The sequence below is a fragment of the Erythrobacter donghaensis genome (assembly GCF_001557325.1).
Classification (GTDB): Bacteria; Pseudomonadota; Alphaproteobacteria; order Sphingomonadales; family Sphingomonadaceae; genus Erythrobacter; species Erythrobacter donghaensis_B.
Map to the genome: position 1 here is coordinate 1 of NZ_LSJS01000075.1, position 22481 is coordinate 22481.

Genomic DNA, 22481 nt, shown 5'->3' on the forward strand with positions numbered 1-22481 from the left:
GATAGGCCGCCCCGCCGACATCGCCGGTGAACAGCGTCAGGCCCGGCAAGCCCAGCGCCTCGAGCACCGCTACCGCCTCGGCGGTGACTTCAGGGCCGATCCCGTCGCCGGGCAGGACTGCAATCTTCATTCTTACCCCATTCGCTGGAGCCGCTCGGTCAGCAGCAGCCTCGCGCCCATAACATCGCGCTTCGGGCCTGCAAGCAGGTAGTGCGCGATGCGGCGTTCGAGCAGCGCCAGCTGGGCGAGCTGGGCGGGCAGATCGGGCGCGGCGGGGGGCGCCATGCCGCCATAGCCGAGTTCGGACAGCAGCAGGGTTTCATAGGCGACAAGCCCGCTCACCCAGCCCCGCGCCGAAGGGGCGATGGCGATCGCCTCGAGCAGGGCATCGAGCGCGCCGTGGAGCGCGGGGTAGGGCTGGCGTTCGGGGAGGCTCGCGGCGGTGAGCGCGCAGGCCCACTGCATCGCGGCGGCCGGCAGCGGCTCGGTGATGAGCGCGGCGCGGGAATGTTCGAGCTCGAGCCGCGCGAAGGGCAGCTGGCTGCCGGGCTTGGTGGTGAACTCGGCCGCGACGCGGTTGCCCGGCACCATCACCGCGCGCATCTGCCGCCCCCGCCCGCCCGCGACATAGGCCGCAACGAGGCCGCTCTGCGCCGTGAGCACGCGCACCATCGCCCCGGTCTCGCCCTGTGGCCGGGACGCGAGGATGATGGCAGGGCTGCGCGAGGTCATGCCCGCGCGCCCGCGCTTACTTGGAGGACTTGGCTTCCAGCGCCGCGAGCCGCGCTTCGAGCGCGTCGGCCTGCTCGCGGGCCTTCTGGGCCATGGCCTTGACGGTCTCGAATTCCTCGCGGCTGACGAAGTCGATCCCGCCGAAGGCTTCGCGCATCCGCTCGCGCGCGCTCTCGCGGGCTTCGCGGGTCATGCCCGCCATGGTCCCCGCCGCGCTGTTGGCAAGCTTGACGAGGTCGGCGATGATCGGGTTCTGGCTTTGCATGTTTGCTTTTTGGGGGGGCTTGCACTGAAGTGCAAGCCTATCCTCGCTCTCACGCCCTTCGGGCGCGTCGCTGCGGGCGGAGTCTCTGTGTTCCGCACGCCATCCGGCGTGCGAAATCCTCGCTCACGCGGCCAAGGGCCGCATCGCTGCGGGCGGCCGTTCGGCCTTGCGGACGTGCTACGCCGTGCGTTTTTATGTTCCGCACGCCATCCGGCGTGCGAAATCCTCGCTCACGCGGCCTGACGGCCGCATCGCTGCGGGCGGCCGTTCGGCCTTGCGGACGTGCTACGCCGTCCGAGCACCGCCAAACGATAGCTTGATAGGTCTCTTCCTCAGAACTCGACTTTGGTCGCCGCGCCGTCTAGGCCGCGCTGGCCGCCATCGGGGTTCTCGGCGATGAACTGGTAGTTGAGCACGCCCGCAAAGCACAGCCACGCCAGATAGGGCAGCAGCAGCAGCCCCGCCGCGCGCCGCACGCGCAGCACCAGCGCGAGCGCGATCAGCAGACTGACGATGCCGAAGCCGATCACCATCAGGGCGATTCCCATCTCCTGCATCCCGAAGAACACCGCGCTCCAGCTTTGCGTCACGAGGAAATGCACCGCGAATACGATCAGCGCGAGGCCACGCCCCGGCGCGCCCCAGGCGCTCGCGACCAGCGCCAGGGCGAGGCCGATCAGCACGAACAGCACGGTCCACACGATCCCGAACACTGCGGGCGGCGGATAGATCGCGGGCTTTGCGAGCCCAGCGAACCACGCCGTGTCGGGCCCGCCGAGTTGCCCTGCGAAAAATCCGACGAGCAGCACCAGCGGCACCATGAACAGCGTCCAGCGCAGGAAGCTGGCGCGCAGCTGAGCGGGGGAAGCAAGGACGTTCATGGTCTCTCCGCGTCTGTTCGGCCCGCCGGCGGGCGGGGAGCGCGGGCGATACCAGAGCAGCACCGCCACGCCAACATCCCGCCTCAAGCAGCGCAGCGATAGGCAAACAAAGCGCCTCAAGCAGCGCAGCGCGATGCGCCGCGGTGCTCGCGAACGCCGAGGGGACCAGCGAAAAATGTGGTGAAAATTGGGCAGAGACGCACGAAACGCTTTGGGGTCTGCAAAAACCTCTGCTAGATGCTGCCACATTCCTGCCGTGATTCGAAGCGCAGTGCGGCGGGATGTGACACAAATGCGCTTTTGCTCATTCCCGGCTTTGCCGGACCCATAGGGGAAATGACCATGAAGAAGATCGCTCTCGTCGCCGTCGCCGGCCTCGCTCTCGCCACCGCCGCTTGCTCGAAGCCCGCTGAAGAAGCTTCGACCGAAGCCGACGCCATGGCCGTTGCTGAAGAGCCGATGGCTGCCGAAACCGGTGACGCGATGGCCGCCGAAACCCCGGCTGCCGACGCCATGGCCGCCGAAGGCGACGCGATGGCTGCCGAAACCCCGGCTGCCCAGTAATCCTTCGGGATTGCCGGGCCTGACCACGCGTCAGGCGCCAGGTTAAGAAAGGCCGGTAGCAACTGCGGTTGCTGCCGGTCTTTTCTTTTGCCTGTGCTATCGGCGGTTCGCGCTGATCAGGAACTCGACATTTCCTTGAGGGCCGGTGATCGGGCTTTCCACGATCCCCTGCACCACCCAGCCGAGCCCCTCGATCCAACCGCGCGCCTCCTCGCACACCCGCTGGTGAAGCGCCGGATCGCGCACCACCCCGCCCTTGCCGACCTCCTCGCGCCCGACCTCGAACTGCGGCTTGATCAGCGCGACGAGCTGGCACGGCGTGGCGGCCAGCCCGAGCGGCACTTCGAGCACCTTCGCCAGGGAAATGAAGCTCGCATCGCACACCACCCAGTTGCAGGGGCGGTTTATGTGCTCCGCCGTCAGCAGCCGCGCGGAGAGCTGTTCGAGCACGGTCACCCGCGGGTCCTCGCGCAATTTCCACGCGAGCTGGTTGGTGCCGCTGTCGACGCAGAAAACGTGCGCCGCCCCGTTCGTCAGCAGCACATCGGTGAAGCCCCCGGTGGACGAGCCGATATCCATCGCCACCGCACCTGCCGGGTCGAGCCCGAAATGTTCGATCGCGTGGGCGAGCTTGATCCCGCCGCGGCTGACCCAGGGATGATCGCGCCCGCGCACATCGAGCGCGGCGTCCTCGGCCAGCTGATGGCCGGGCTTGTCGATCTTGGTCTCGCCCGCGAATACCAGCCCCGCCATCACCAGCGCCTGCGCCCGCGCGCGGCTCTCGGCGAGCCCGCGCTCGACCAGAAGCTGATCGACGCGGCGCTTGGGCACTTTCGGGGGACGGGATGGGTGGTCGGGCATGGACAAGACGAGGCCCTAGCGCGCAAAGTGCGGGCATGAAAGCCGGACTTCCCCTCCTCGCCCTGACGCTCGCCCTTGCCGCCTGCGCGCCCGCCGCCAAGGTGCCGCCGGTCGCGCCGCCGCGCCCGGTAGCATCGCCTGCGCCGCAACCGCTGATGATCGCACCCCAGATGATCGATCAGGCACCGCCCAGCGCCGACTGGATGGATGCCCCGCTGACACCGGGCGCGTGGCGCTACATCGATTATGGCGAGGGAAGGGGCAAACGCGCGCTGTTTTCTCAGGGGGACGATGATCTTCTTGATGTGACCTGCGTGTTTGAGCCCCAGGGGCCGCAAATCCTCTTGATCCGCAATGGCCGCCCGCCGTCAGACCCCGTGCAGATGACCATCCGCGCCGAGACGGAACAGCGCACGCTGACGGCACGGGCAGCAAGTCGGAATGCCATTGCTGCCCTGACGGTATCCGATCCGTTGCTCGATGCGATGGCCCTTTCAAAGGGCCGCTTTGCTGTCGAGGTGTTCGGGGTTGCACCGCTGATCCTCCCCAGCCATGCCGAGGTCAGCCGTGTGATCGAGGATTGCAGGGGGTAACCCCTCACCCGATTCCATACATTAATATCCACAGGCTTGCCCCCAGCCTGTCCACAGCCGCGCCGGAAACGAAAAACGCCCGAGGTCTCCCCCGGGCGGCCAGCCTGCGTTCTTTGCGCGGCGAGGCGTGATTATGACGCCGGAAAAGATTATTTCAAGTCTTGTGGAAGACCCCGCGATGACTCACATTGCACCCGAGGCCAGCGGCGAACGCGGCTCTCGGCCCCCGGTGATACGCGGGGTCTGGCTCACAAGCGCGAAAGGAGGTGATCCGATGTCTCATGGTTCAGTAGCGAGGTCGGTGAAGATCCCTACGGAGCATACTCGGTAATCCTCTGCCAGAGTAAGGCTACGTGAGCGGCACTTCCGGCCGCTGACCATGTCAAGGGCGTTTCCTCCGACGGGCAGGAAACGCCCTTTTCATTTGTGTGTTGCGGAGGCGCCTCCGCGCCTCCGTCCTCGCTAGACGTCCTCCGCTTCGCTTCGGACCCGCTGCGGCTCGCGCCGTGCGCTGGCGGGCCTGCGGCCCGGTGTTCTTTTGCGGAGGCGCCTCCGCGCCTCCGTCCTCGGCGCTGTTTCCTTCGCTTCGCTTCGGAGCGCCTGCGGCTCGGCCGCGTGGCCTCGCGGTCGCTGCGCGACCGATCCAGTGCTCCCCACTATCGCTGGATGGCAGCCCAACACTGATCTTGCCCTGTGCCTCTCGCAGGATTAGGCGCATTCCATGCACGTCACCCGCCTGCCCCACCCCGCACCCACACCTGACGCCACCCGCGAGAGCCTGATCGCCGACCCGGGCTTCGGCACCGTCTTCACCGATCACATGGTGGTGGTCGACTATGACGAGGCGCTGGGTGGCTGGCAGACCCCGGTGCTGGGCCCGCGCCAGCCGATCCCGCTCGATCCGGCGGCGAGCGTGCTGCACTACGCGCAGGAGATCTTCGAGGGCCTCAAGGCCTATCGCCACCCCGACGGCGCGCTCGGGCTGTTCCGTCCCGAGGCCAACGCCGCGCGCTTCAACGCCTCGGCCGAGCGGCTCGCCATGCCCGCGCTGCCTGAGGAGACCTTCATCGGCGCCATCCGCGCGCTGCTGGAAGTCGATGGCAACTGGTATCCGGCGGTCGACGGCGGCTCGCTCTACCTGCGGCCCTTCATGATCGCGACCGAGGCCTTCCTCGGCGTGCGCCCGGCCAAGCAGTACAAGTTCATCGTCATCGCAAGTCCGGCCGGCAACTACTTCAAATCGGGTGCAAAGGGGGTCAGCATCTGGATCTCCGAATACAGCCGCGCTGCCCCCGGCGGGACGGGCGCGGCCAAGTGCGGGGGCAATTACGCCGCGAGCCTCGTCCCCACCGGACAGGCCTTCGCGATGGGCCATGACCAGGTGCTGTTCCTCGATGCGACCGAGCGCAAGTGGGTCGAGGAGCTGGGCGGCATGAACCTGTTCTTCGTCTTCGCCGACGGCACCGTCATCACCCCGCCGCTGACCGGCACGATCCTGCCCGGCATCACCCGCAATTCGCTGATCACGCTGCTCGAGGAGCAGGGCCTCACCGTCTCCGAGGCCCCCTATTCGATCGACCAGTGGCGCGATGATGCGGCGAGCGGCAAGCTGATCGAGGTCATGGCCTGCGGCACGGCGGCGGTCGTCACCGCGGTCGGCAAGGTCACCGGGCCCGAGGGCGCATTCTCCATCGGCGCAGGCGGCATCGGCCAGACCACCGCGGCCCTGCGCGAGACGCTCGTCGGCATCCAGACCGGCCGGATCGCCGACACCCACGGCTGGGTGATGCGGGTTTGATTGCAGCGCCGATCCGCGTCGCTGCGCTCTACCAGTTCACGCGGCTCGACGATCCTCACGCCTTGCAGGCCGCGCTGGTCGCGGGGTGCGAGGGCGCAGGCGTGAAAGGCACCCTGCTGCTCGCGCGCGAGGGGATCAACGGGACGATCGCGGGCGCGCCCGAGAGCCTGAACGCCGTCCTCGCCCACATCCGCGCGCTGCCGGGCTGCGCGGAGCTCGACGTGAAGTTCTCGAACGCGCCCGTCATGCCCTTCGGCAAGCTGAAGGTGCGGGTAAAGCGCGAGATCGTCACCATGGGGCAGCCCGATATCGACCCGACCCTTAGCGTCGGCACCTATGTCGATCCTGCCGACTGGAACGCGCTGATCGCCGATCCCGACACCCTCGTGATCGACACGCGCAACGATTACGAGGTCGCGATCGGAAGCTTTGCCGGGGCAGTCGACCCGGCAACACCAAGCTTCCGCGACTTTCCCGCCTGGTTCCGCGCCAACCGCGGGGCGCTGCTCGAAGGCAAGAAAAAGGTCGCGATGTTCTGCACCGGCGGCATCCGCTGCGAGAAATCGACTTCGTTCCTGCGCGCCGAGGGGATCGACGAGGTCTATCATCTGCGCGGAGGCATTCTCAAATATCTCGAGCAAGTGCCCGAAGAACAAAGCCTGTGGCAGGGCGAATGCTTCGTCTTCGACGAGCGCGTGAGCCTCGGCCACGGCCTTGCGCAGGGCACCCATACCCGCTGCCAGCCCTGCGGGCGGCCCGTGCCGGTGGGGACGAGGTGTTCGATCTGTGATCCCCCGCCCCGGATCTGATCCGGGGTCATGCTGCCTTCCGGGAACAGCATGGTCCCGGGTCAAGCCGGGGACGGGGGAGATGGGCAAGCGGCGAGCCCTTCCCTGAACGCATCGACCAGCCAGCTCGCCGCAGGCCCCAGCCGCGTGTCGCGCCGCCACAATGCGGAGAGGCCATAGCGGTCGCCCGGCTTCTCGGGCAGGTCGAGCTCGACCAGCGTTCCCGCCGCCAGATCGCCCGCCACCATGCCGCGCGGCATGTTGCCCCAGCCCAGCCCCTCCTTGAGCAGCGAGTGCTTTGCGCCCAGATCCCCCAGCCGCCAGGTCAGCGGGCTCAGCACCGAGAACTCGCGGCCCTCGGTGAGCGGTGAGCGGTCGGTCAGCACCAGCTGGAGGTGGCGACGGCTTTCCCCCGGCAGGATCCCGGGTTGCGCCAGCGGGTGCGAGGGCGCGGCAACCGGAATCAGCTCGACCTCCCCCACCGCCTGCCGTTCGAGCGCGGGCTGATCGCCGATCACCGGGCCGCCGATGGCGAGATCCGACCCTGCGTTGATCACGCAGGCCGCAACCGCGCCGAGGCCCTCGATCCGCAGGGTGAGAGCGCAGGTCGGGAACATCCGCCGGAACTCGCCGAGCACATGCGCGGTGACATCGCCCGGCACCATCACGTCGACCACCAGCGTCAGCGACGGCTCCTGCCCGGCATGGAGCGAGCGCGTCTTCGCCAGCAGCGCATCGACCCCGTCGGCAATGCTGCGCGCCTCGGCCAGCAAGCCCTCGCCCGCCTGCGTGAGCACCGGGCGACGCGAGCCCTCGCGGTCGAACAGGCTGAGCGCAAGCTGCGCCTCCAGTTGCGCGATGCCGTAGGACACCGCCGAGACCGCACGGCCCGTCGCCTTGGCCGCGCCGCCGAAACTGCCGTGTTCGGCCACGGCGATGAAGAGCCGCAGTTGGTCGAGAGTGGGTTCGCCGAGCTTCATGGCGCACTTGTTCGGATAATCCGAACATTTTGGCAAGTTTTATCCCACTTATCCGCACGCCGCTGGTCGCCTATCTCCGCCCCATCAAGACAGGAGACACGCCATGATCGAATTGCGTCCCTTCAACACCCTCGGCGCCGCCAACCACGGCTGGCTCGATGCCCGCCACCACTTCTCCTTTGCGAGCTATCACGATCCGGCCCGCGTCCACTGGGGCGCCCTGCGGGTCTGGAACGACGACGCGATCGCTTCGAAGTCGGGCTTCCCGCCGCACCCCCACAGCGACATGGAGATCATCACCTATGTCCGCGCCGGGGCGATCACGCACCGCGACAGCATGGGCAACCAGGGCCGCACCGAAGCGGGCGACGTGCAGGTGATGAGTGCCGGCAGCGGCGTCACCCACTCGGAATACAACCTCGAGGACGAGGAAACCCGGATCTTCCAGATCTGGATCATCCCCGATGCCCGCGGTGGCCAGCCGAGCTGGGGCGCGCGCCAGTTCCCCAAGGACGACCGCGCGGGTGCCTTCGTGCCGCTCGCGAGCGGCGTGGCGAATGACGATGATGCCCTGCCCATCCGTGCCGATGCCCGGGTGCTGGGCGCCACGATCAAGGCGGGCGAGAGCGTGACCTACACGCCGCGCTCGGCCGACCGCCACCTCTACCTCGTGCCTGCCACCGGCAAGGTGCGGATCGAGACGATCGAGGCCAATGCCCGCGACGGCGTGGCGATCACCGGGCAGGAATCGGTGACGATCACGGCCGTGGAAGACAGCGAGGTCGTGCTGGTCGACGCGGCGTAACCCCAACCCCCTCGGAGCCGGCCGGCTCTCTCCCCTCTCTCCCCCTCGCCGGCCGGCTCCACCCCCTCTCCACCTTCCAAAGGAGCATCCCCCAATGAGCAACATTCTCTTCGTCACCGCCAGCATCCGTTCGAACGCCGAAAGCGTCTCGCGCCAGCTCGGCCAGAGCATCGTCCAGGGCCTTGCCGCCAAGACCGGCGCGGGGGTCACCACCCGCGATCTGGCCGCGAACGACCTGCCCTATGTCAGCGCCGAGCGCTTCGCCGCGAACCTCACCCCGGCGGCCGAGCGTACCCCGGAGCAGGCCGAGCCCGCGGCCATCGCCGATACGCTGATCGCCGAATTGCAGGCCGCCGACACCATCGTCATCGCCTCGCCCGTCTACAACTTCGGCCCGCCCGCCACGCTCAAGGCCTGGGCCGATCTGGTGGCGCGTGCCGGCACCACTTTCCAGTACACCGCCAATGGCCCGGAAGGCCTGCTGGGGGGCAAGAAGGCCTACCTCGCGATTGCAAGCGGCGGCACCCCGGTCGGTGCCGACATCGACTTCATGAGCCGCTGGCTGACCTTCTTCCTCGGCTTCCTCGGGATCACCGATGTCGAAATCGTTGCGGCCGACGGCATCATGGGCGCGGGTGGCGAGGCGAAGATCGCCGCTGCCAAGGATGCCGCGCTGAAGCTTGCCGCCTGACCGGCGGCCTCATGGACGGGGGGCGGCCGACGAGGGTCGCACCGTCCCCCGCCCACCCCTTCCTCCTCCCCTCCTCTCAACCTTCCTCCCCAGGAGAACCATCATGAACGACATCACTGCTACCCTCCCGCAAGCTTCGGCTGCAACCTCGACGCAGGACGCCGTCGCGCTCGGCGCGCGGCTGCTGCTGGCCGGCCTGTTCCTGATCGCCGGCCTCGGCAAGCTGGCCGCAATCGATGGCACAGCGGGCTACATCGCCAGCGTCGGCCTGCCCTTTGCGACCGGCATCACCTACGCCACCGTCGCGCTCGAAGTGGTCGGCGCAGGGCTGCTGATCGCGGGCTACCGCACCCGTGCGGCGGCGATCGCGCTCGGCGTGTTCAGCATCCTCGCCGCGGCGATCTTCCACGCCGATTTCGCCGACCAGATGCAGTTCACGAGCTTCCTCAAGAACCTCGCGATCGCTGGCGGCATGTTCCAGCTCGCCGCCTTCGGCCCGGGCCGCCTGTCGCTCGACCGCGGCTGACCTGCGCCGAACGGCAGACAGGGCCGGTGCACCCAGGGGTGCGCCGGCCCTTTGCTTGTCAGCTTTCGGGACGCACCAGCCGCGGCTTGAACAGCGTCCGGGTCGGACGGATGACGATGATCGCCACCCCGGCCAACGCCATCGTCCCGCCGACGATCAGCGGCCAGCCGATCTCGTCGCCCGTCAGCCAGGTCCCGAAACCGATGGTGAGCAGCGGGGTGAGCAGCGTCAAAGGCACGATGAGGTTCGCGTCATAGCGCTGGAACAGCATGAAATAGGCCGAATGCCCGCCGACCGAGACGATCACCCCGGCAAACAGCACGCAGCCCGCCACCGCGAGCGGCGCGGCCGCGACGGCGGCGATCTGCCCGGTTTCCAAGGTCAGCGTCGCGGGCAGCATGACGAGCAGCGAGGCCACCCCCGCCCAGGCCTGCAAGCGCGCCGCGCCGATATCGAGCCGCTTGACGAAGACCGAGGCGAAGGCGCCGACGAACACGCCGGCAAAAGCAAAGCCGAGGCCCACCGGGTCGCCCGCCTCGGACGGCGCGCCGATCGCCAGGCCCACGCCGCCGAGCGCCAGCGCCATCCCGATCCCGCGCCGCCAGCGCACCTCCTCGCCCAGGAACAGGATCGCGAACAGCACGGTCAGCGGCGCGCCCGAAAGGTTGACGATCCCCACCGCCGAAGGGCTCGCGGTCTGGAGCCCGATGAATTGCAGCCCGAAGCTCCCCCCGGTGATCGCAAAGCCGATCAGCAGCACCAGCGGCAGGCGCTCGGGCCGTCCGCGCAGCAGCAGCGGCAGCAGCACCGCCACCACCGTGGCCGAGCGCAGCACGGTGTAGAACAGCGGCGGCAGGTCGAGCGTTGCCACGGCGATCTTGCTGACCACGATGTTCATCGCCCAGGCGACATTGCAGAACAGCATGATCCCGAGCGCGGAGAGGGGGAGGTTGCCGGGCATTACATCAGGGGATTGCCGCCAGAGCCTCGGCTATGTCCGCAGGCAGTCCGGCGCGCAGCTCCTCGCGCCACACGGTCGCCACTGCATCCGACGGCGCGCGCCAGTCGCCCCGCGGGGAGAGGGCTCCCGCCGAGGACACCTTCGGCCCGTTGGGCAGCGCCGAGCGCTTGAATTGCGAGAAGCCGAAGAAACGCGCGCAGAACCGGTCGAGCCAGCGGGCGATGGTGGCAAGGTCGTAGGCGTTCCTTGCGCCTGCCGGGAAGCCCGCCGGCCACATCCCCGCGCCCGCCTCCTTCCACGCATGCCAGGCGAGGAAGGCGACCTTGGAGGGGCGCTGGCCGAAGCGGATGATGTGGTGGAGGAAGAAGTCGTTCAATTCGTAAGGCCCGATCAGGCTTTCGGTCGACTGCATCTGCCCGTCGGTGCCCGGCGGCACCAGTTCGGGGCTGATCTCGGTGTCGAGCACGCCGTCCAGCACCGCGGCGCATTCCTCGCAGAACTGGCCCGTGGCGATCACCCAGCGGATGAGATACTGGATCAGCGTCTTGGGCACCCCCGCATTGACGCCGTAGTGGCTCATGTGATCGCCCACCCCGTAGGTGCACCAGCCGAGCGCCAGCTCGGAAAGGTCTCCGGTGCCGACCACGAAGCCCTTGTGCTGCCCGGCGAGGCGGAACAGGTAGTCGGTGCGCAGCCCCGCCTGCACGTTCTCGAAGGTCACGTCGTGCACCGGCTCGCCATTGGCGAAGGGATGGCCGATGTCTTCCAGCATCTTCTGCGCAGCGGGACGGATGTCGATCTCGCCCGCGGTGATCTCGAGCGCCGCCATCAGCCGGTGGGCGTTCGATTTCGTGCCCTCCGAGGTGCCGAAGCCGGGCATGGTGTAGCCGCGGATGGTGCTGCGCGGCAGGCCGAGCCGGTCGCAGGCCTTGGCGGCGACGATCAGCGCGTGGGTGCTGTCGAGCCCGCCCGAAATGCCGATCACCAGCGACTTGCTTCCGGTCGACTGCATGCGCCGCATCAGCGCATCGACCTGGATGTTGAACGCCTCGTAGCAATCCTCGTCGAGCTTTTCGGGCCGGTCGGGCACGAAGGGGAAGCGCGCGACGGGGCGCTGGAGGCCGATATCGCCCGCTGCATAGGCATGCTCGAACTCGACACGGCGGTAGGCATCCGCAGGGTTCCATGCCCACTCCGCCGCATCGGCGAAGGTCTGGTTGCGCATCCGCTCGGCGGCGAGCTTCTCGGTGTCGATATCGACGATGCAGAGCTCGCCGCTGCGGTCGAAGCGTTCGGACTGGGCGATCAGACTGCCCATCTCGTAGACCATGCCCTGCCCGTCCCACGAAAGGTCGGTGGTGCTCTCGCCGTGCCCGCTCGCCGAATAGACGTAGGCCGCGATGGCGCGGCTGGCCGACGAGCGCGCGTGCAGGTGCCGGTCGTCGGCGCGCCCGATGGTGACGGGCGAGGCCGAGAGGTTGCACAGGATCAGCGCGCCGGCGAGCGCGGCCTGCATGCCCGGCGGGACGGGCGCCCAGAAATCCTCGCAGATCTCGACCCCGAAGCGGAAGCCGGGGAGATTGGCGGCGGCGAAGACGAGGTCGGTGCCGAAGGGCACCTCCTCGCCCGCAAGCGTGATCCACATGTCGGTGCACCCGCGCCCGTGGGCGAAGTGGCGCTTCTCGTAGAACTCGCGGTAGTTGGGGAGGAAGCTTTTGGGCACCACGCCGAGGATCTGCCCCCGCGCAATCACCACCGCGCAATTGTAGAGCTTGTCGGCGCGGCGCACCGGCGCGCCGATGACCAGCACCGGGGTGAGGTCGGCCGACCCCGCGACCACTTCTGCCAGCCCCGCCTCGACCCGCTCGATCAGCGCGTTCTGGAGCAGCAGGTCGTCGATCGCGTAGGAGGACAGCGTCAGCTCGGGGTAGACCACCAGATCGACATGCGCCGCGTGGGCATTGCGCGCCTCGGCCAGCACGCCCGCGGTGTTGAACGGGACATCGGCGGTGCGGCTGCACGGTGTCGCGGTGGCGACGCGCACGAAGCCGTGTTCGTGCATGTCGAAGAAGGGGTGGGCCTCGGTCATCGCTGCGGCATCTCCTGCTGGGCGCGGGCATAACGCGCGTGTCCCGCGCTGCCTAGCTCTGCACGCCGCCCAGATAGTCGCCCGCGCTACCGCATTCTTCCAGAAAGGCAATGAGGCCCCGCTCGGCCCGGCTGAGCCAGCGGGTCTGGCGCGGCAGCTTCAGCCCCCGGCGCCATTCCTCCTGCCCCTCGATCCGCGCGATCAGCGCGGGGTGGATATAGGACTTGCGCGCGATCGCGGGGGTGTTGCCGAGGTGCTCGGCGACGTGTTCGAGCATCTCGCCCAGCTTCACCCGCCCCTCGCCGGTCGCAAGCCGCTCGAAGGCGAGGCTGCTCGCGTGGAAGGTGCGGAAGTGCTTGGCGGTGAAATCTTCGCCCATGGTCTCGCGCAGGTAGGCGTTGACGTCCCCGGCAGTGACGGGGCGCACGGTGCCCTCGTCGTCCGCGTAGCGGAACAGGTGATCGCCCGCTTCCTCCTCCAGCTCCTCCATCCGCCGCACGGCCTCGGCAAGGTCTGCGTCCTCGACCTCAAGATCGTGCTCCTTCCCGCCCTTGCCGACAAAATGCAGCGCGAGCTTGCGGCGGCCGATCTCGGCATGGTGGCTGAGCAGGGTGGTCGCGCCGTAGCTGTCATTGGTGCGGGCGTAATGCGCATTGCCGATCCGGATCGCCGAGAGGTCGAGCAGCCGCACGACCGCCGCCAGCGCCGTCTCGCGCGGCACGCCGCGCCCGGATAGATCTTCCTCCACCCGCTTGCGCACCAGCGGCAGGCGCCGGCCGAAGGCGGCGCAGGCGTCGTATTTGGCGCTCTCCTGGGCGCTGCGGAAATCGGGGTGATAGCGGTACTGCTTGCGCCCCGCATCATCGTAGCCGGTGGCGAGGATGTGGCCGTTCTCGGCCGGGCAGAACCACGCGTCGGTATAGGCGGGCGGCAGCGCGATGGCATTGAGCCGCCGCTTCTCGCGCGGATCGCGGATCAGATTGCCCGAAGGATCGTGATAGGCCCAGCCCTTCCCCGCCCGCCGCCGGGTGATCCCGGGCAGGCTGTCGTCAACATAGACAAGCTTTTCCATGGACAAGCGAAATGCGCGCTGGCGCAGGAATGTTCCATCTTGAACCGCGCCCCTGCGCGCGCCAGCTTGGCTGTCACGACGGCGCGCACCGGTGCTGCGCCAGAAGGAGAGTTTGCCATGGCAGATGCCACCTATACCCCGCCCGCCGTCTGGAGCGCCGACACCGTCTCGGGCGGCCGCTTCGCCAGCATCAACCGCCCGACCGCGGGCGCGCGCGAGGACAAGGCGCTGCCCGAAGGCGACAACCCCTTCCAGCTCTATTCGCTCGCGACGCCCAACGGGGTGAAGGCGACGATCATGCTCGAGGAATTGCTCGAAGCCGGGCACACGGGTGCCGAATATGACGCCTGGACGATCAACATCGGCGAAGGCGAGCAGTTCACCAGCGGCTTTGTCGGCGTGAACCCCAACTCGAAGATCCCCGCCCTGCTCGACAAGAGCGATCCCGCCGCGCCCTTCCGCGTATTCGAAAGCGGCGCGATCCTCGTCCACCTGGCCGAGAAGTTCGGGATTTTCCTCCCCATCGATCCCGCCAAGCGCGCCGAGGTGCTGAGCTGGGTGTTCTGGCAGGTCGCCAGCGGGCCGTTCATCGGCGGCGGCTTCGGCCATTTCTACGCCTATGCGCCCGAGAAGTACGAATACCCCATCAACCGCTACGCGATGGAAACCAAGCGGATCTTCGACGTCGCCGACAAGCGGCTGGCCGAGAGCCGCTTCCTTGCCGGTGACGAATTCACTCTCGCCGACATCGCCAACTTCCCCTGGCTCGCGCCCTTCGTGGCGGGGCAGATCTACAACGACGCCAAGACCTTCCTGAGCATCGACGAATACACCAACGTCGCCCGCTGGGTGGCGGAGATCGGCGCGCGGCCCGCAGTCCAGCGCGGGCGGATCGTCAACAAGGTGTGGGGCGAGGAGGACACCCAGCTGCGCGAGCGCCACTCGGCGGCCGATTTCGCAGGCAAGCGCCTGGTGACCAGTCCTCCCGTCTGACCGGGCCGAAGGGGGCGAAGATTACCCGCCATCGCCCCCTTCACATCCTGATTTCAGCCGCTATAGGACGCGCCTCTTGCTGGGGCGTAGCCAAGCGGTAAGGCAGCGGTTTTTGGTACCGCCATGCGAAGGTTCGAATCCTTCCGCCCCAGCCAGAAAATTCTTCAGATTAAAGCACGGGAAATTGATTAGATTTTCCTGCGAGCCAAAACCCCGTGGCACCATGCTGTGGTGCCATCTCGTGGTCTCAATCTCAGCATCATGATTCTAGCCGATTTCGGGCGCAAGGCGGCCGCTGGATGTGGACAGCTTTTCCACTGGCATGTGCACAGCCTTCAAACCATCGGCCCGTGCCATGATTGCGGATCAGCTTGATCTCATCCGCGGGGCGATCCCGCTGACCGACAGACCGGCAATCTTGTAGCGGACATTCCGGATCAGCGATGGACAAGCGGCATAGGCACGTTGCCGTTGCGTCGCCTCAGGGATTTCATGATCGGCCAACCTCGGCACGATCACGGGCTTCAATCAGGCCGACCCATTCACCTCGAGAGCCGGTCTTGGCACCAATCCTAATGCAGGAGAGTGCGGGTCGGGATTGCCCTTGCAACTCTCGGGAGTGACAGAAGCCGGAGCGGGAGCTGATCATTGGCCGACGAGGGACAGGGAGCCAAGCCGCTCGTCCTGATCACCGGAGCGAGTGGAAATCTCGGTCGGTCACTTGCCGTCGCAATGGCGGATGATTTCAGGGTTGTCGGGCTGGACCAGATGGCGAAGCCGGATGGAGAGCAGGTCGTCGTCGCAATCGACGTGACCTCCCGGCGATCGATCGAGGAGGCCCTCGACCTGGTCAGGCGCGAGCATGGGCGTGACATCGCCGCCGTCATCCACCTTGTCGCCTTCTTCGATTTCTCGGGCGAGCCCGATCCGCGTTACGATGCGGTCAATGTCGAAGGTACGCGCAACTTGCTCTCCGCACTGGAGGGCTTTGCGGTCGAACGCTTCATCTATGCCAGCACCATGCTGGTCCACGCGCCCGCCGAGCCGGGAGAGCGGATCGACGAGGACACGCCCTTCGATCCGCAGTGGGAATATCCCCGTTCGAAGAAAAAGGTCGAGGATCTGATCCGCAGCGAGGCGCGGATGCCCTTCGCGATCCTGCGCCTTGCCGGGGTCTATGATGAACACAGCGCCGTGCCGACCCTCGCGCACCAGATCGCCCGGATCTACGAGCGCGACTTCCAGTCGCATCTCTACGCCGGGCCGCGCGATGTGGGGCAGGCAATGCTGCACCGCGAGGACATGATCGACGCCGTGCGCCGCACCGTCGAGCGCCGCGCGAGCCTGCCGCCCGATGCGGAGATCCTGATCGGGGAGCCGGACGCGCCCGGCTATCAGGCCTTGCAGGACCGGATCGGCGAATTGATCCACGGCGCCGAGGCCTGGGCCACGATCCGCCTGCCCGCTCCGCTCGCCAAGCTGGGCGCCGCCGCACAGGATGCCGCCGAGCCGCTGATCCCTGATGCCATCGATCAGGGCGAAGCGCCGTTCATCCAGCCCTTCATGATCGGGATGGCGGACGATCACTACGCGCTCGACATCTCCCGCGCCCGGCGCTGGCTGGACTGGCAACCGGCACGCCGGATCGAAACCGAACTCGCCGCGATGATCGCCAATCTGAAGCGCGATCCGGCGGCGTGGTACAAGCGCAACGGGATCACGCCGCCGGTCTGGCTGGACGAGATGACGCAGGCCGGCGCGGCTGACCCCGACGCGCTGCGCCGCGAAGTCGAGGCCGAACGGATCAGCCAGCACCGGGCGACGCGCTGGACCCATTTCGTCAATATCGGTCTGGCCTTCTGGCTGATGACACAGCCGCCGCTGATCGGGATCGACAACCGGCTTTATGCTGCGGGCGAAGTGGTTCTGGGTGCGGCGCTGCTGGTCGCGGCCACGGCGTCGCTCAGCTGGCGGCTGGGCGCGGCGCGCTGGGCGGCGGCGGGGATCGGGCTGCTGGTGATGGCGCTGCCGGTGCTGTTCGTGACCCCCAACGCCGCCGCCTACCTGTCCGACACGCTGGTCGGCGGCCTCATCTTCGGCATGGCGGTGTGCGCGCCGCCGGAGGTGGGGCCGGGGCTGGCGGCGCGGGGCCGCCCTCCCGAAATCCCGCCGGGGTGGAGCTTCAACCCCTCGGCCTGGACGCAGCGCCTGCCGGTGATCGCGCTGGCGATCGTCGGACTGTTGTTCTCGCGCTATCTCGCCGCCTACCAGATGGAGCAGATCGACGGGGTGTGGGAGCCGTTCTTCCCCGGGAGCGCCGCCGATCCGCGCAACGGGACCGAGGAGATCATCACCTCCAGCGTCTCGCAAGCCTGGCCCGTGCCCGATGCGGCCGTGGGTGCCTTCGTTTACATGATCGAGATCCTGACCGGCATCGTCGGCGGCCGGGCGCGGTGGCGGACGATGCCGTGGCTGGTGCTGGCCTTCGGGTTGCTGATCGTGCCGCTGGGGATCGTCTCGATCGGCTTCATCATCATCCAGCCGATCGTGATCGGCACCTGGAGCACGCTGGCGCTGATCGGCGCGGCGGCGATGCTGGTGCAGATTCCCTATTCGATCGACGAACTGGCGGCGAGCATCAGCTTCCTCAGCCGCCGGAAGAAGGCGGGGCGGAGTCTGCTGCGCGTCCTGCTTTTCGGGGATGCCGACGCGGACGAGGGCGACAGGCTGACCCCGGTCGAACACGAATTCGAGCGCAGTCCCGGCGCAGTCCTCAAGGACATGTGGACCGGCGGGGTGAACCTGCCGTGGAACCTGCTGGTGGCAGGCGTCATCGGCCTGTCCTTCCTGTTCACCCGTCTCACCATCGGGGCGAGCGGCGCGATGGCGGATGCCGATCACCTGCTCGGCGCGCTGGTGCTGACCGTGCTGGCGGTGGCTGCGGCGGAAGTCTGCCGCGCGGCCCGCTTCGCGCTGGTGCCGCTCGGGCTGGCGCTGGCCGCCGCGCCGTTCCTGTTCGATGGCGACGGGCTGCACATCGGGATCAGCATCTTCGCCGGCCTCGCGATCGCGATGCTGGCCATCCCGCGCGGACCGATCAGGGAAAGATACGGCACGCTCGAACGGATCATCCGGTAGGGGGCGCCATGAACGACACCGCATCCCGACCGGACCGCGAAGCGATCCATTCGGTCTGCGACATCCTGAACATGCTGCGCCGCACGGCCGACCGGCACGACAGGGTCACCATCGGCGACGTGCTCGACGCGATCGGAGACCGTTCCTATGGCCCGGCGCTGCTGATCCCGGCGCTGATCGAGATCACCCCGGTCGGCGGGATTCCCGGCCTGCCGACCTTTCTGGCGGTGATCCTTGCAGTGGTCGCGCTGCAATTGCTGCTCGACAAGGACCACCTCTGGCTGCCGCAGTTCATCCAGCACCGCGCCGTTTCGGCCGACAAGCTGCACAAGGCCGCGGACAAGCTCAATCCCTTCGCTGCGCGACTGGACCAGTGGTTCCACGGCCGGTTGACGCGGTTCGTCCGGCAGCCGTGGCCGCGCATCGCAGCGGTGATTGTCATGGCCCTGTGCCTCACCGTGCCACCGCTCGAACTCGTGCCCTTCGGCAGCACCGCGCCGATGCTGGCGATCGCGGCCTTCGGATTGGCCTTGCTGGTGCGCGACGGCCTGCTGATGATCGCCGCCCTCGCCTTCAGTCTTTCCGCGGTGGTTTTCGCAGGCGCATCGCTGCTCGCCTGACCTGCGGCCGATCGTGGCCATGGAGGGGCAGGCTCCGGAGGCGGACGGAACCCCGGCCCGGTTCATCGAATAGTGCACGACGGGGCAATCGCGACGGCGCGCTCGGATGCGCCGACAGGAGCTGCACATGATCGCACGACTTTCCGGCAGGGCCATCGCTGCCAGCCCGCTTATCCTCGCCAGCCTTGCTTGTTCCGCCCATGCCCAGCCGGCCGATCAGGTGGATTCGGTGGCGACCGAAGATGCCGTCGTCTCGGTGCGCAAGGTGGCCGAGGGCCTGAATTCGCCCTGGGCGCTCGCATTCCTGCCCGATGGCCGGATGCTCGTCACCGAAAAGCCGGGCAATCTGGTGATCGTCGCGGCGGATGGCACCATTTCCGCGCCGCTCGCGGGGACCCCCGAAGTGCTCGCCGAGGATCAGGGCGGGCTGATGGACGTGGCGTTGCACCCGCAGTTCGCCAGCAACCGGATGATCTACCTCACCTTTGCCGAACCCGGCGAAGGCGGCACCGCCGGCACCGCGCTGGGCCGCGGGCGGTTGACCGACGGCGGGATCGAGGGCTTCGAGGTGATCTGGCGGCAGCAGCCCAAGGTCTCGGGCGCAATGCATTTCGGCAACCGCATCGTGTTCGGGCGGGACGGGATGCTGTTTCTGGCGCTTGGCGAACGCTTCCAGTTTGCGCCCGCGCAGGATCTCTCGAACACGCTGGGCACGGTGGTGCGGCTGAACGACGACGGTTCGATCCCGCAGGACAACCCCTTCGTCGGGCAGGACGGGCGGGATCCGGCGATCTGGTCCTGGGGCCATCGCAATATCGAGGCTGCTGCGGTCGACACTGCAAGTGGCGCGCTGTGGGTGGCCGAAATGGGGCCGCTGGGCGGTGACGAGCTCAACCGGGTCGAGCGCGGCGGCAACTATGGTTGGCCGGTGGTCAGCAAGGGCATCAACTACGACGGCACCGACATCCCCGATCCCGAGCAGTATCCGCAGTTCAAGGGCGCCGAGCATTACTGGAGCCCGGTGCGATCGCCGTCGGGGATGATCGTCTACACCGGCGACCTGTTTCCCGATTGGCGCGGCGACATCCTGTTCGGCGCGCTGTCGGCGGGCGGGATCGAGCGCGTGGATCTTGACGGCGGCGAGGTGGCGGGGGTCGAATTCATCCCGATGAACACCCGTATCCGCGAAATCGAGCAAGGGCCGGACGGGGCCATCTGGGTGCTCACCAACACCAAGGAGCCCGGCCCCGGCGCATTGTGGCGGCTTGAGCCTCTCGCAGTGAAACCGGACAGCGCCGACGGCGACCGTAGCGGCTCCGGCACGGCTCAGCCCGGACAATAGCCCAGTTAAGTCGGCGAAGGCGCGCAATCGGGCACCATCGGCACGATCAACCCTCAACCTGACGGAGCAGCCGAATGAACCTGAAGCCCCTCGACCAGCAGACCATCGTCATCACCGGCGGCTCTTCAGGGATTGGCCTTGCAACTGCACGCATGGCGGCGGAGCGCGGTGCGAACGTCGTGATCATCGCCCGGAGCGATGAGGGCCTCGAGGCTGCCGCCCGGCAGATCCGCAGCGAGGGCGGCAAGTGCGATACGATCAGCGCCGATGTTGGCAACCGTGACGAGGTCAAAGCTGCGGTGCAGACCGTGATCGAACGCCACGGCGGGTTCGATACCTGGGTCAGCAATGCGGGCGTCGGTGTCTATGCCAAGCTTGAAGAACTTTCGGACGAAGACCACCGCCAGCTGTTCGACACCAATTACTGGGGGGTGGTTCACTGTGCGACCGAAGCCCTGCCCCATCTGAAACAGCGCGGCGGGGCGCTGATCACCACCGGTTCGATCTCCTCGCAGATGCCCGCTCCGGTGCTGTCATCCTACACGGCAAGCAAGTTTGCGGTGAAGGGCTACATCGATTCCCTGCGGCTCGAACTGATCCACGAAAAGGCCCCGGTTTCGGTGACGCTGATCCAGCCTTCGGGGATCAACACCCCGTTCGGCGAACACGCGCTGAACCAGATGGACGGCCGCTCCAAGGTTCCGCCGCCGGTCTATTCCCCGGACATCGTAGCCAAGGCGATCTGCCGCGCGGCCGAACATCCCACCCGCGACATGATCATCGGCGGAGCAGGCCGGGCGATGACCCTGTTCGCCACGCTGTTTCCCAACCTGTCCGATCAGGTGTTTGCGGCAGCCTTCTTCAAGACCGCGCTCGACAAGGACCGTCCCAAGCGCCCCGAGGATGGCGGGTTCGAGACCGGCGGAGGTCGCGGCGAGGTATACGGCGATCAGTCGATGCGACGGACGAGCCTTTATACGGCCGTTCGGAGCAATCCTTTCACCGCACTCGCGGGCGTCGCACTGGCGGCCGGCGCGGCCGGGCTGGCGCTCAGGCGGCGCTGATCGGCGCGGCGCGGGGCAATGACGCCGGCCATTCCCTATTGCGGCCCCGCGCCGCAGCCGGAGGCGATCGCGGCTGCCTGGAACCTCGATCCGATGGTGCTGGCGGCGCTGGCCCTGTCCGGCTGGGCGCTGCGGCGGCAAGGCACGGGCGTGCGGATCGGGCTTGGCCTGCTGGCACTGGCCTATGTCTCGCCCCTGTGCGGCTTGAGCGCGGGACTGTTCTCGGCGCGCACCGTGCATCATCTGGTGATCGTGTTCGGTGCTGCGCCGCTGCTGGCAGGGGCGTTGAAGATCGAGCGGGTGCCGCTGGTGCCCGCGTTCCTGTGCCATCTCGGCGCGTTCTGGCTGTGGCACCTGCCCGTCGCCTATGACCTGGCCCTGTCGCACGATGCCGCCTATTGGGCCGGACAGATCGCGCTGCTCGCATCCGCTGTTCTATTGTGGCGAGCGCTGGGGCAGGACGATCAAGCGCCGACCACCGTGTTCTTCGTCATCGCCGCGATGGTGATGCAGATGGGGATGCTGGGCGCGGTGCTGACTTTCGCGCCGGGCGCGCTCTATGTCCCGCATTACCTGACCACCGCGCGTTACGGGATCGGCGTGCTGGCCGATCAGCAGATGGCCGGTCTGTTGATGTGGGTCGGCAGCCTGCCTCTGACGGTTGCCGCGGCATGGCCCCCTTTGGCGCGGCTGGCGCAGCAAGCGCGCGGCAGGCTTGCGGGCTAGGCGATGCTGTGGCTGAAATTCGTCCACATCGCCGGGATCTCCATCTGGATCGCCGGGCTGCTCTATCTCGCCGCGCTGCTGGCCGGGCACGCGGCGGTGCGCGACGCGCAGGACTTTGCCCGCATCCGCATGGCGAGCCGGTTTGCCTATATGGGCGTGGTCTCGCCTGCCGCCTTTGTCGCCGTCGCAGCGGGGACCGCGCTGTTGTTCGTCAGCGATGCGCTGCATCCGTGGATGTTCGCCAAGCTGGCTGCGGTGACCGTGCTGGTGATCGTGCACGTCCAATATGCCTATGTCCTCACCCATCTCGCCGACGAGGGCGCGCAGGCACCGACGCTGCGGATCAGGATGATGGTCGCCGCGATCATCGCTGCGGCGGCGGCGGTGCTTTATCTGGTGCTGGCAAAGCCGGTGCTGGATGCCGACGCGCTGCCCCTCTGGCTGCGCGAGCCGGGCGTCATGTCACGCGCGGAAGCTCCGGTGGCGGCTCTTCCTTCGATCCGTCATCGACAATGATCCCGATGCCATGTTCGAACACCAGCCGCCCGCCTTGCCAGCCTGCGATCCCGACCAGCACGAGACCGCCTGCCGACAGCAGCAGGCCCCACGGCAGGATTGCGGCTTCGCCATGAAGCAGTCGCCAGCCCCAGTTCGCGCCGATCACAGCGAGCAGCGACATGGCGGCGACCGCGTGGCTCCAGCTGGCGGGATGGCGGCGGATGCCGGGCCCGGCGAGCAGCTCGACCGTGCCCGCCAGCGCCGCCAGCATCCCCATGAAAAAGCCCCAGCCGCTGGTCCACAGGCCCACCCGCGCAAAGAAGGGATCGGCCAGCAGCAACCAGAAGATGTCCGCGCCCAGCGTGGCGACGATCAGCGCGATGGGAAAGGTCACCAGCATGGCGTGAACCGGGTGCCCCGCCAGCGCGATGCGCGAGGACACGCCAAGGTTGCTGGCTTCATCGAGACGGGTCATGCAAGGCTTACCCGGCAAG

The 22481-nt window shown here is 67.8% G+C and carries 24 protein-coding genes and 1 tRNA gene; 15 read left to right on the forward strand and 10 right to left on the reverse strand.

What is annotated here, in order from left to right; all coding sequences use genetic code 11:
- The 4 genes from AX692_RS19470 to AX692_RS03495 all read right to left on the reverse strand — a co-directional run.
- The coding region (locus AX692_RS19470) for an isocitrate/isopropylmalate family dehydrogenase (RefSeq protein ID WP_269143351.1) at positions 1-130 on the reverse strand (130 nt) is incomplete at its 3' end.
- Positions 131-132: 2 nt separating this feature from the next.
- Positions 133-732, reverse strand: a complete 600-nt coding sequence (gene recO, locus AX692_RS03485; RefSeq protein WP_073974442.1) for a DNA repair protein RecO — start codon at positions 730-732, stop codon at positions 133-135.
- 16 nt (positions 733-748) lie between these two features.
- Positions 749-997: an accessory factor UbiK family protein gene (locus AX692_RS03490; protein WP_073974443.1), complete on the reverse strand. Its 249-nt coding sequence runs from the start codon at positions 995-997 to the stop codon at positions 749-751.
- A 332-nt stretch (positions 998-1329) separates the two neighbouring features.
- Positions 1330-1947, reverse strand: coding sequence for a TspO/MBR family protein (locus tag AX692_RS03495; RefSeq protein ID WP_330997317.1), 618 nt, complete (start codon positions 1945-1947; stop codon positions 1330-1332).
- 267 nt (positions 1948-2214) lie between these two features.
- Between AX692_RS03495 and AX692_RS03500 the strand changes: the two genes are divergently transcribed.
- Positions 2215-2442 carry a hypothetical protein gene (locus tag AX692_RS03500; RefSeq protein WP_073974444.1) on the forward strand — a complete coding sequence of 76 codons (228 nt, stop codon included), beginning with the start codon at positions 2215-2217 and terminating at the stop codon, positions 2440-2442.
- 96 nt (positions 2443-2538) lie between these two features.
- On the opposite strand, the gene AX692_RS03505 is transcribed toward AX692_RS03500, so the two are convergent.
- Positions 2539-3303, reverse strand: a complete 765-nt coding sequence (locus tag AX692_RS03505; protein ID WP_073974445.1) for a TlyA family RNA methyltransferase — start codon at positions 3301-3303, stop codon at positions 2539-2541.
- Positions 3304-3338: 35 nt separating this feature from the next.
- Here AX692_RS03505 and AX692_RS03510 point away from each other — a divergent pair, with 35 nt between their 5' ends.
- The 3 genes from AX692_RS03510 (at position 3339) to AX692_RS03520 (ending at position 6503) form a co-directional block, all read left to right on the forward strand.
- Positions 3339-3896 carry a hypothetical protein gene (locus AX692_RS03510; protein WP_073974446.1) on the forward strand — a complete coding sequence of 186 codons (558 nt, stop codon included), beginning with the start codon at positions 3339-3341 and terminating at the stop codon, positions 3894-3896.
- 721 nt (positions 3897-4617) lie between these two features.
- A complete protein-coding gene (locus AX692_RS03515) occupies positions 4618-5694 on the forward strand; it encodes a branched-chain amino acid aminotransferase (protein WP_073974447.1) in 1077 nt (358 codons plus the stop codon).
- The gene (locus AX692_RS03520; RefSeq protein WP_081095118.1) at positions 5694-6503 is read left to right on the forward strand and encodes a rhodanese-related sulfurtransferase; all 810 of its coding nucleotides are present in this window, start codon (positions 5694-5696) and stop codon (positions 6501-6503) included. The genes AX692_RS03515 and AX692_RS03520 overlap by 1 nt, the downstream gene beginning before the upstream one ends.
- Before the next feature lie 41 nt (positions 6504-6544).
- Here the strand turns inward: AX692_RS03520 and AX692_RS03525 are convergent, their stop codons facing one another.
- Positions 6545-7462: a LysR family transcriptional regulator gene (locus tag AX692_RS03525; protein ID WP_073974448.1), complete on the reverse strand. Its 918-nt coding sequence runs from the start codon at positions 7460-7462 to the stop codon at positions 6545-6547.
- Positions 7463-7565: 103 nt separating this feature from the next.
- Between AX692_RS03525 and AX692_RS03530 the strand changes: the two genes are divergently transcribed.
- The 3 genes from AX692_RS03530 to AX692_RS03540 all read left to right on the forward strand — a co-directional run bounded on the left by AX692_RS03530 (position 7566) and on the right by AX692_RS03540 (position 9484).
- Positions 7566-8267, forward strand: a complete 702-nt coding sequence (locus AX692_RS03530) for a pirin family protein (protein WP_073974449.1) — start codon at positions 7566-7568, stop codon at positions 8265-8267.
- Positions 8268-8361: 94 nt separating this feature from the next.
- The gene (locus AX692_RS03535) at positions 8362-8958 is read left to right on the forward strand and encodes an FMN-dependent NADH-azoreductase (protein WP_073974450.1); all 597 of its coding nucleotides are present in this window, start codon (positions 8362-8364) and stop codon (positions 8956-8958) included.
- A 103-nt stretch (positions 8959-9061) separates the two neighbouring features.
- Complete coding sequence (locus tag AX692_RS03540) at positions 9062-9484, forward strand: DoxX family protein (RefSeq protein ID WP_073974125.1); 423 nt, start codon at positions 9062-9064, stop codon at positions 9482-9484.
- Positions 9485-9542: 58 nt separating this feature from the next.
- Here AX692_RS03540 and AX692_RS03545 read toward each other — a convergent pair whose 3' ends face one another.
- Genes AX692_RS03545 through AX692_RS03555 form a run of 3 tightly spaced genes read right to left on the reverse strand, consistent with a single transcriptional unit; the run spans position 9543 to position 13606 of the window.
- A complete protein-coding gene (locus tag AX692_RS03545; protein WP_073974126.1) occupies positions 9543-10445 on the reverse strand; it encodes a DMT family transporter in 903 nt (300 codons plus the stop codon).
- 4 nt (positions 10446-10449) lie between these two features.
- Entirely contained in the window at positions 10450-12534 is a 2085-nt protein-coding gene (locus AX692_RS03550) for an NAD(+) synthase (protein WP_073974127.1), read from the reverse strand.
- Positions 12535-12586: 52 nt separating this feature from the next.
- Positions 12587-13606 (reverse strand): DNA topoisomerase IB, encoded by a 1020-nt coding sequence (locus AX692_RS03555; protein WP_073977375.1) that lies wholly within the window; start codon positions 13604-13606, stop codon positions 12587-12589.
- Positions 13607-13723: 117 nt separating this feature from the next.
- Between AX692_RS03555 and yghU the strand changes: the two genes are divergently transcribed.
- From yghU to AX692_RS03595, 8 genes are all read left to right on the forward strand, one after another.
- Complete coding sequence (gene yghU, locus AX692_RS03560; RefSeq protein ID WP_073973955.1) at positions 13724-14599, forward strand: glutathione-dependent disulfide-bond oxidoreductase; 876 nt, start codon at positions 13724-13726, stop codon at positions 14597-14599.
- A gap of 80 nt (positions 14600-14679) precedes the next feature.
- Positions 14680-14754 (forward strand) — tRNA-Gln (locus tag AX692_RS03565).
- A gap of 493 nt (positions 14755-15247) precedes the next feature.
- Positions 15248-17737 (forward strand): NAD-dependent epimerase/dehydratase family protein, encoded by a 2490-nt coding sequence (locus tag AX692_RS03570; RefSeq protein ID WP_073977564.1) that lies wholly within the window; start codon positions 15248-15250, stop codon positions 17735-17737.
- Between the two features lie 8 nt (positions 17738-17745).
- Positions 17746-18357, forward strand: a complete 612-nt coding sequence (locus AX692_RS03575) for an exopolysaccharide biosynthesis protein (protein ID WP_081095112.1) — start codon at positions 17746-17748, stop codon at positions 18355-18357.
- 127 nt (positions 18358-18484) lie between these two features.
- Positions 18485-19699, forward strand: coding sequence for a PQQ-dependent sugar dehydrogenase (locus tag AX692_RS03580; protein WP_073975392.1), 1215 nt, complete (start codon positions 18485-18487; stop codon positions 19697-19699).
- Positions 19700-19773: 74 nt separating this feature from the next.
- Positions 19774-20763: an SDR family oxidoreductase gene (locus AX692_RS03585; RefSeq protein ID WP_073975391.1), complete on the forward strand. Its 990-nt coding sequence runs from the start codon at positions 19774-19776 to the stop codon at positions 20761-20763.
- Positions 20764-20781: 18 nt separating this feature from the next.
- The gene (locus AX692_RS03590; RefSeq protein ID WP_073975390.1) at positions 20782-21489 is read left to right on the forward strand and encodes a cytochrome c oxidase assembly protein; all 708 of its coding nucleotides are present in this window, start codon (positions 20782-20784) and stop codon (positions 21487-21489) included.
- Between the two features lie 3 nt (positions 21490-21492).
- Entirely contained in the window at positions 21493-22005 is a 513-nt protein-coding gene (locus AX692_RS03595) for a CopD family protein (RefSeq protein WP_073975389.1), read from the forward strand.
- Here the strand turns inward: AX692_RS03595 and AX692_RS03600 are convergent.
- On the reverse strand, positions 21947-22462 hold the full coding sequence (locus tag AX692_RS03600; RefSeq protein ID WP_073975388.1) for a DUF2231 domain-containing protein: 516 nt from the start codon (positions 22460-22462) through the stop codon (positions 21947-21949). The two genes, AX692_RS03595 and AX692_RS03600, sit on opposite strands and share 59 nt — an antisense overlap.
- Positions 22463-22481 lie beyond the last annotated feature (19 nt).

What these genes read in the sequence shown, in the direction of transcription:
- AX692_RS03545 (WP_073974126.1), bottom strand. Translation starts at nt 10,445, where the DNA reads ATGCCCGGCAACCTCCCCCTCTCCGCGCTCGGGATCATGCTGTTCTGC.
- AX692_RS03500 (WP_073974444.1), top strand. Translation starts at nt 2,215, where the DNA reads ATGACCATGAAGAAGATCGCTCTCGTCGCCGTCGCCGGCCTCGCTCTC.
- yghU (WP_073973955.1), top strand. Translation starts at nt 13,724, where the DNA reads ATGGCAGATGCCACCTATACCCCGCCCGCCGTCTGGAGCGCCGACACC.
- AX692_RS03535 (WP_073974450.1), top strand. Translation starts at nt 8,362, where the DNA reads ATGAGCAACATTCTCTTCGTCACCGCCAGCATCCGTTCGAACGCCGAA.
- recO (WP_073974442.1), bottom strand. Translation starts at nt 732, where the DNA reads ATGACCTCGCGCAGCCCTGCCATCATCCTCGCGTCCCGGCCACAGGGC.
- AX692_RS03505 (WP_073974445.1), bottom strand. Translation starts at nt 3,303, where the DNA reads ATGCCCGACCACCCATCCCGTCCCCCGAAAGTGCCCAAGCGCCGCGTC.
- AX692_RS03490 (WP_073974443.1), bottom strand. Translation starts at nt 997, where the DNA reads ATGCAAAGCCAGAACCCGATCATCGCCGACCTCGTCAAGCTTGCCAAC.
- AX692_RS03510 (WP_073974446.1), top strand. Translation starts at nt 3,339, where the DNA reads ATGAAAGCCGGACTTCCCCTCCTCGCCCTGACGCTCGCCCTTGCCGCC.
- AX692_RS03550 (WP_073974127.1), bottom strand. Translation starts at nt 12,534, where the DNA reads ATGACCGAGGCCCACCCCTTCTTCGACATGCACGAACACGGCTTCGTG.
- AX692_RS03530 (WP_073974449.1), top strand. Translation starts at nt 7,566, where the DNA reads ATGATCGAATTGCGTCCCTTCAACACCCTCGGCGCCGCCAACCACGGC.
- AX692_RS03515 (WP_073974447.1), top strand. Translation starts at nt 4,618, where the DNA reads ATGCACGTCACCCGCCTGCCCCACCCCGCACCCACACCTGACGCCACC.
- AX692_RS03525 (WP_073974448.1), bottom strand. Translation starts at nt 7,462, where the DNA reads ATGAAGCTCGGCGAACCCACTCTCGACCAACTGCGGCTCTTCATCGCC.
- AX692_RS03540 (WP_073974125.1), top strand. Translation starts at nt 9,062, where the DNA reads ATGAACGACATCACTGCTACCCTCCCGCAAGCTTCGGCTGCAACCTCG.
- AX692_RS03590 (WP_073975390.1), top strand. Translation starts at nt 20,782, where the DNA reads ATGACGCCGGCCATTCCCTATTGCGGCCCCGCGCCGCAGCCGGAGGCG.
- AX692_RS03595 (WP_073975389.1), top strand. Translation starts at nt 21,493, where the DNA reads ATGCTGTGGCTGAAATTCGTCCACATCGCCGGGATCTCCATCTGGATC.
- AX692_RS03555 (WP_073977375.1), bottom strand. Translation starts at nt 13,606, where the DNA reads ATGGAAAAGCTTGTCTATGTTGACGACAGCCTGCCCGGGATCACCCGG.
- AX692_RS03580 (WP_073975392.1), top strand. Translation starts at nt 18,485, where the DNA reads ATGATCGCACGACTTTCCGGCAGGGCCATCGCTGCCAGCCCGCTTATC.
- AX692_RS03585 (WP_073975391.1), top strand. Translation starts at nt 19,774, where the DNA reads ATGAACCTGAAGCCCCTCGACCAGCAGACCATCGTCATCACCGGCGGC.
- AX692_RS03575 (WP_081095112.1), top strand. Translation starts at nt 17,746, where the DNA reads ATGAACGACACCGCATCCCGACCGGACCGCGAAGCGATCCATTCGGTC.
- AX692_RS03600 (WP_073975388.1), bottom strand. Translation starts at nt 22,462, where the DNA reads ATGACCCGTCTCGATGAAGCCAGCAACCTTGGCGTGTCCTCGCGCATC.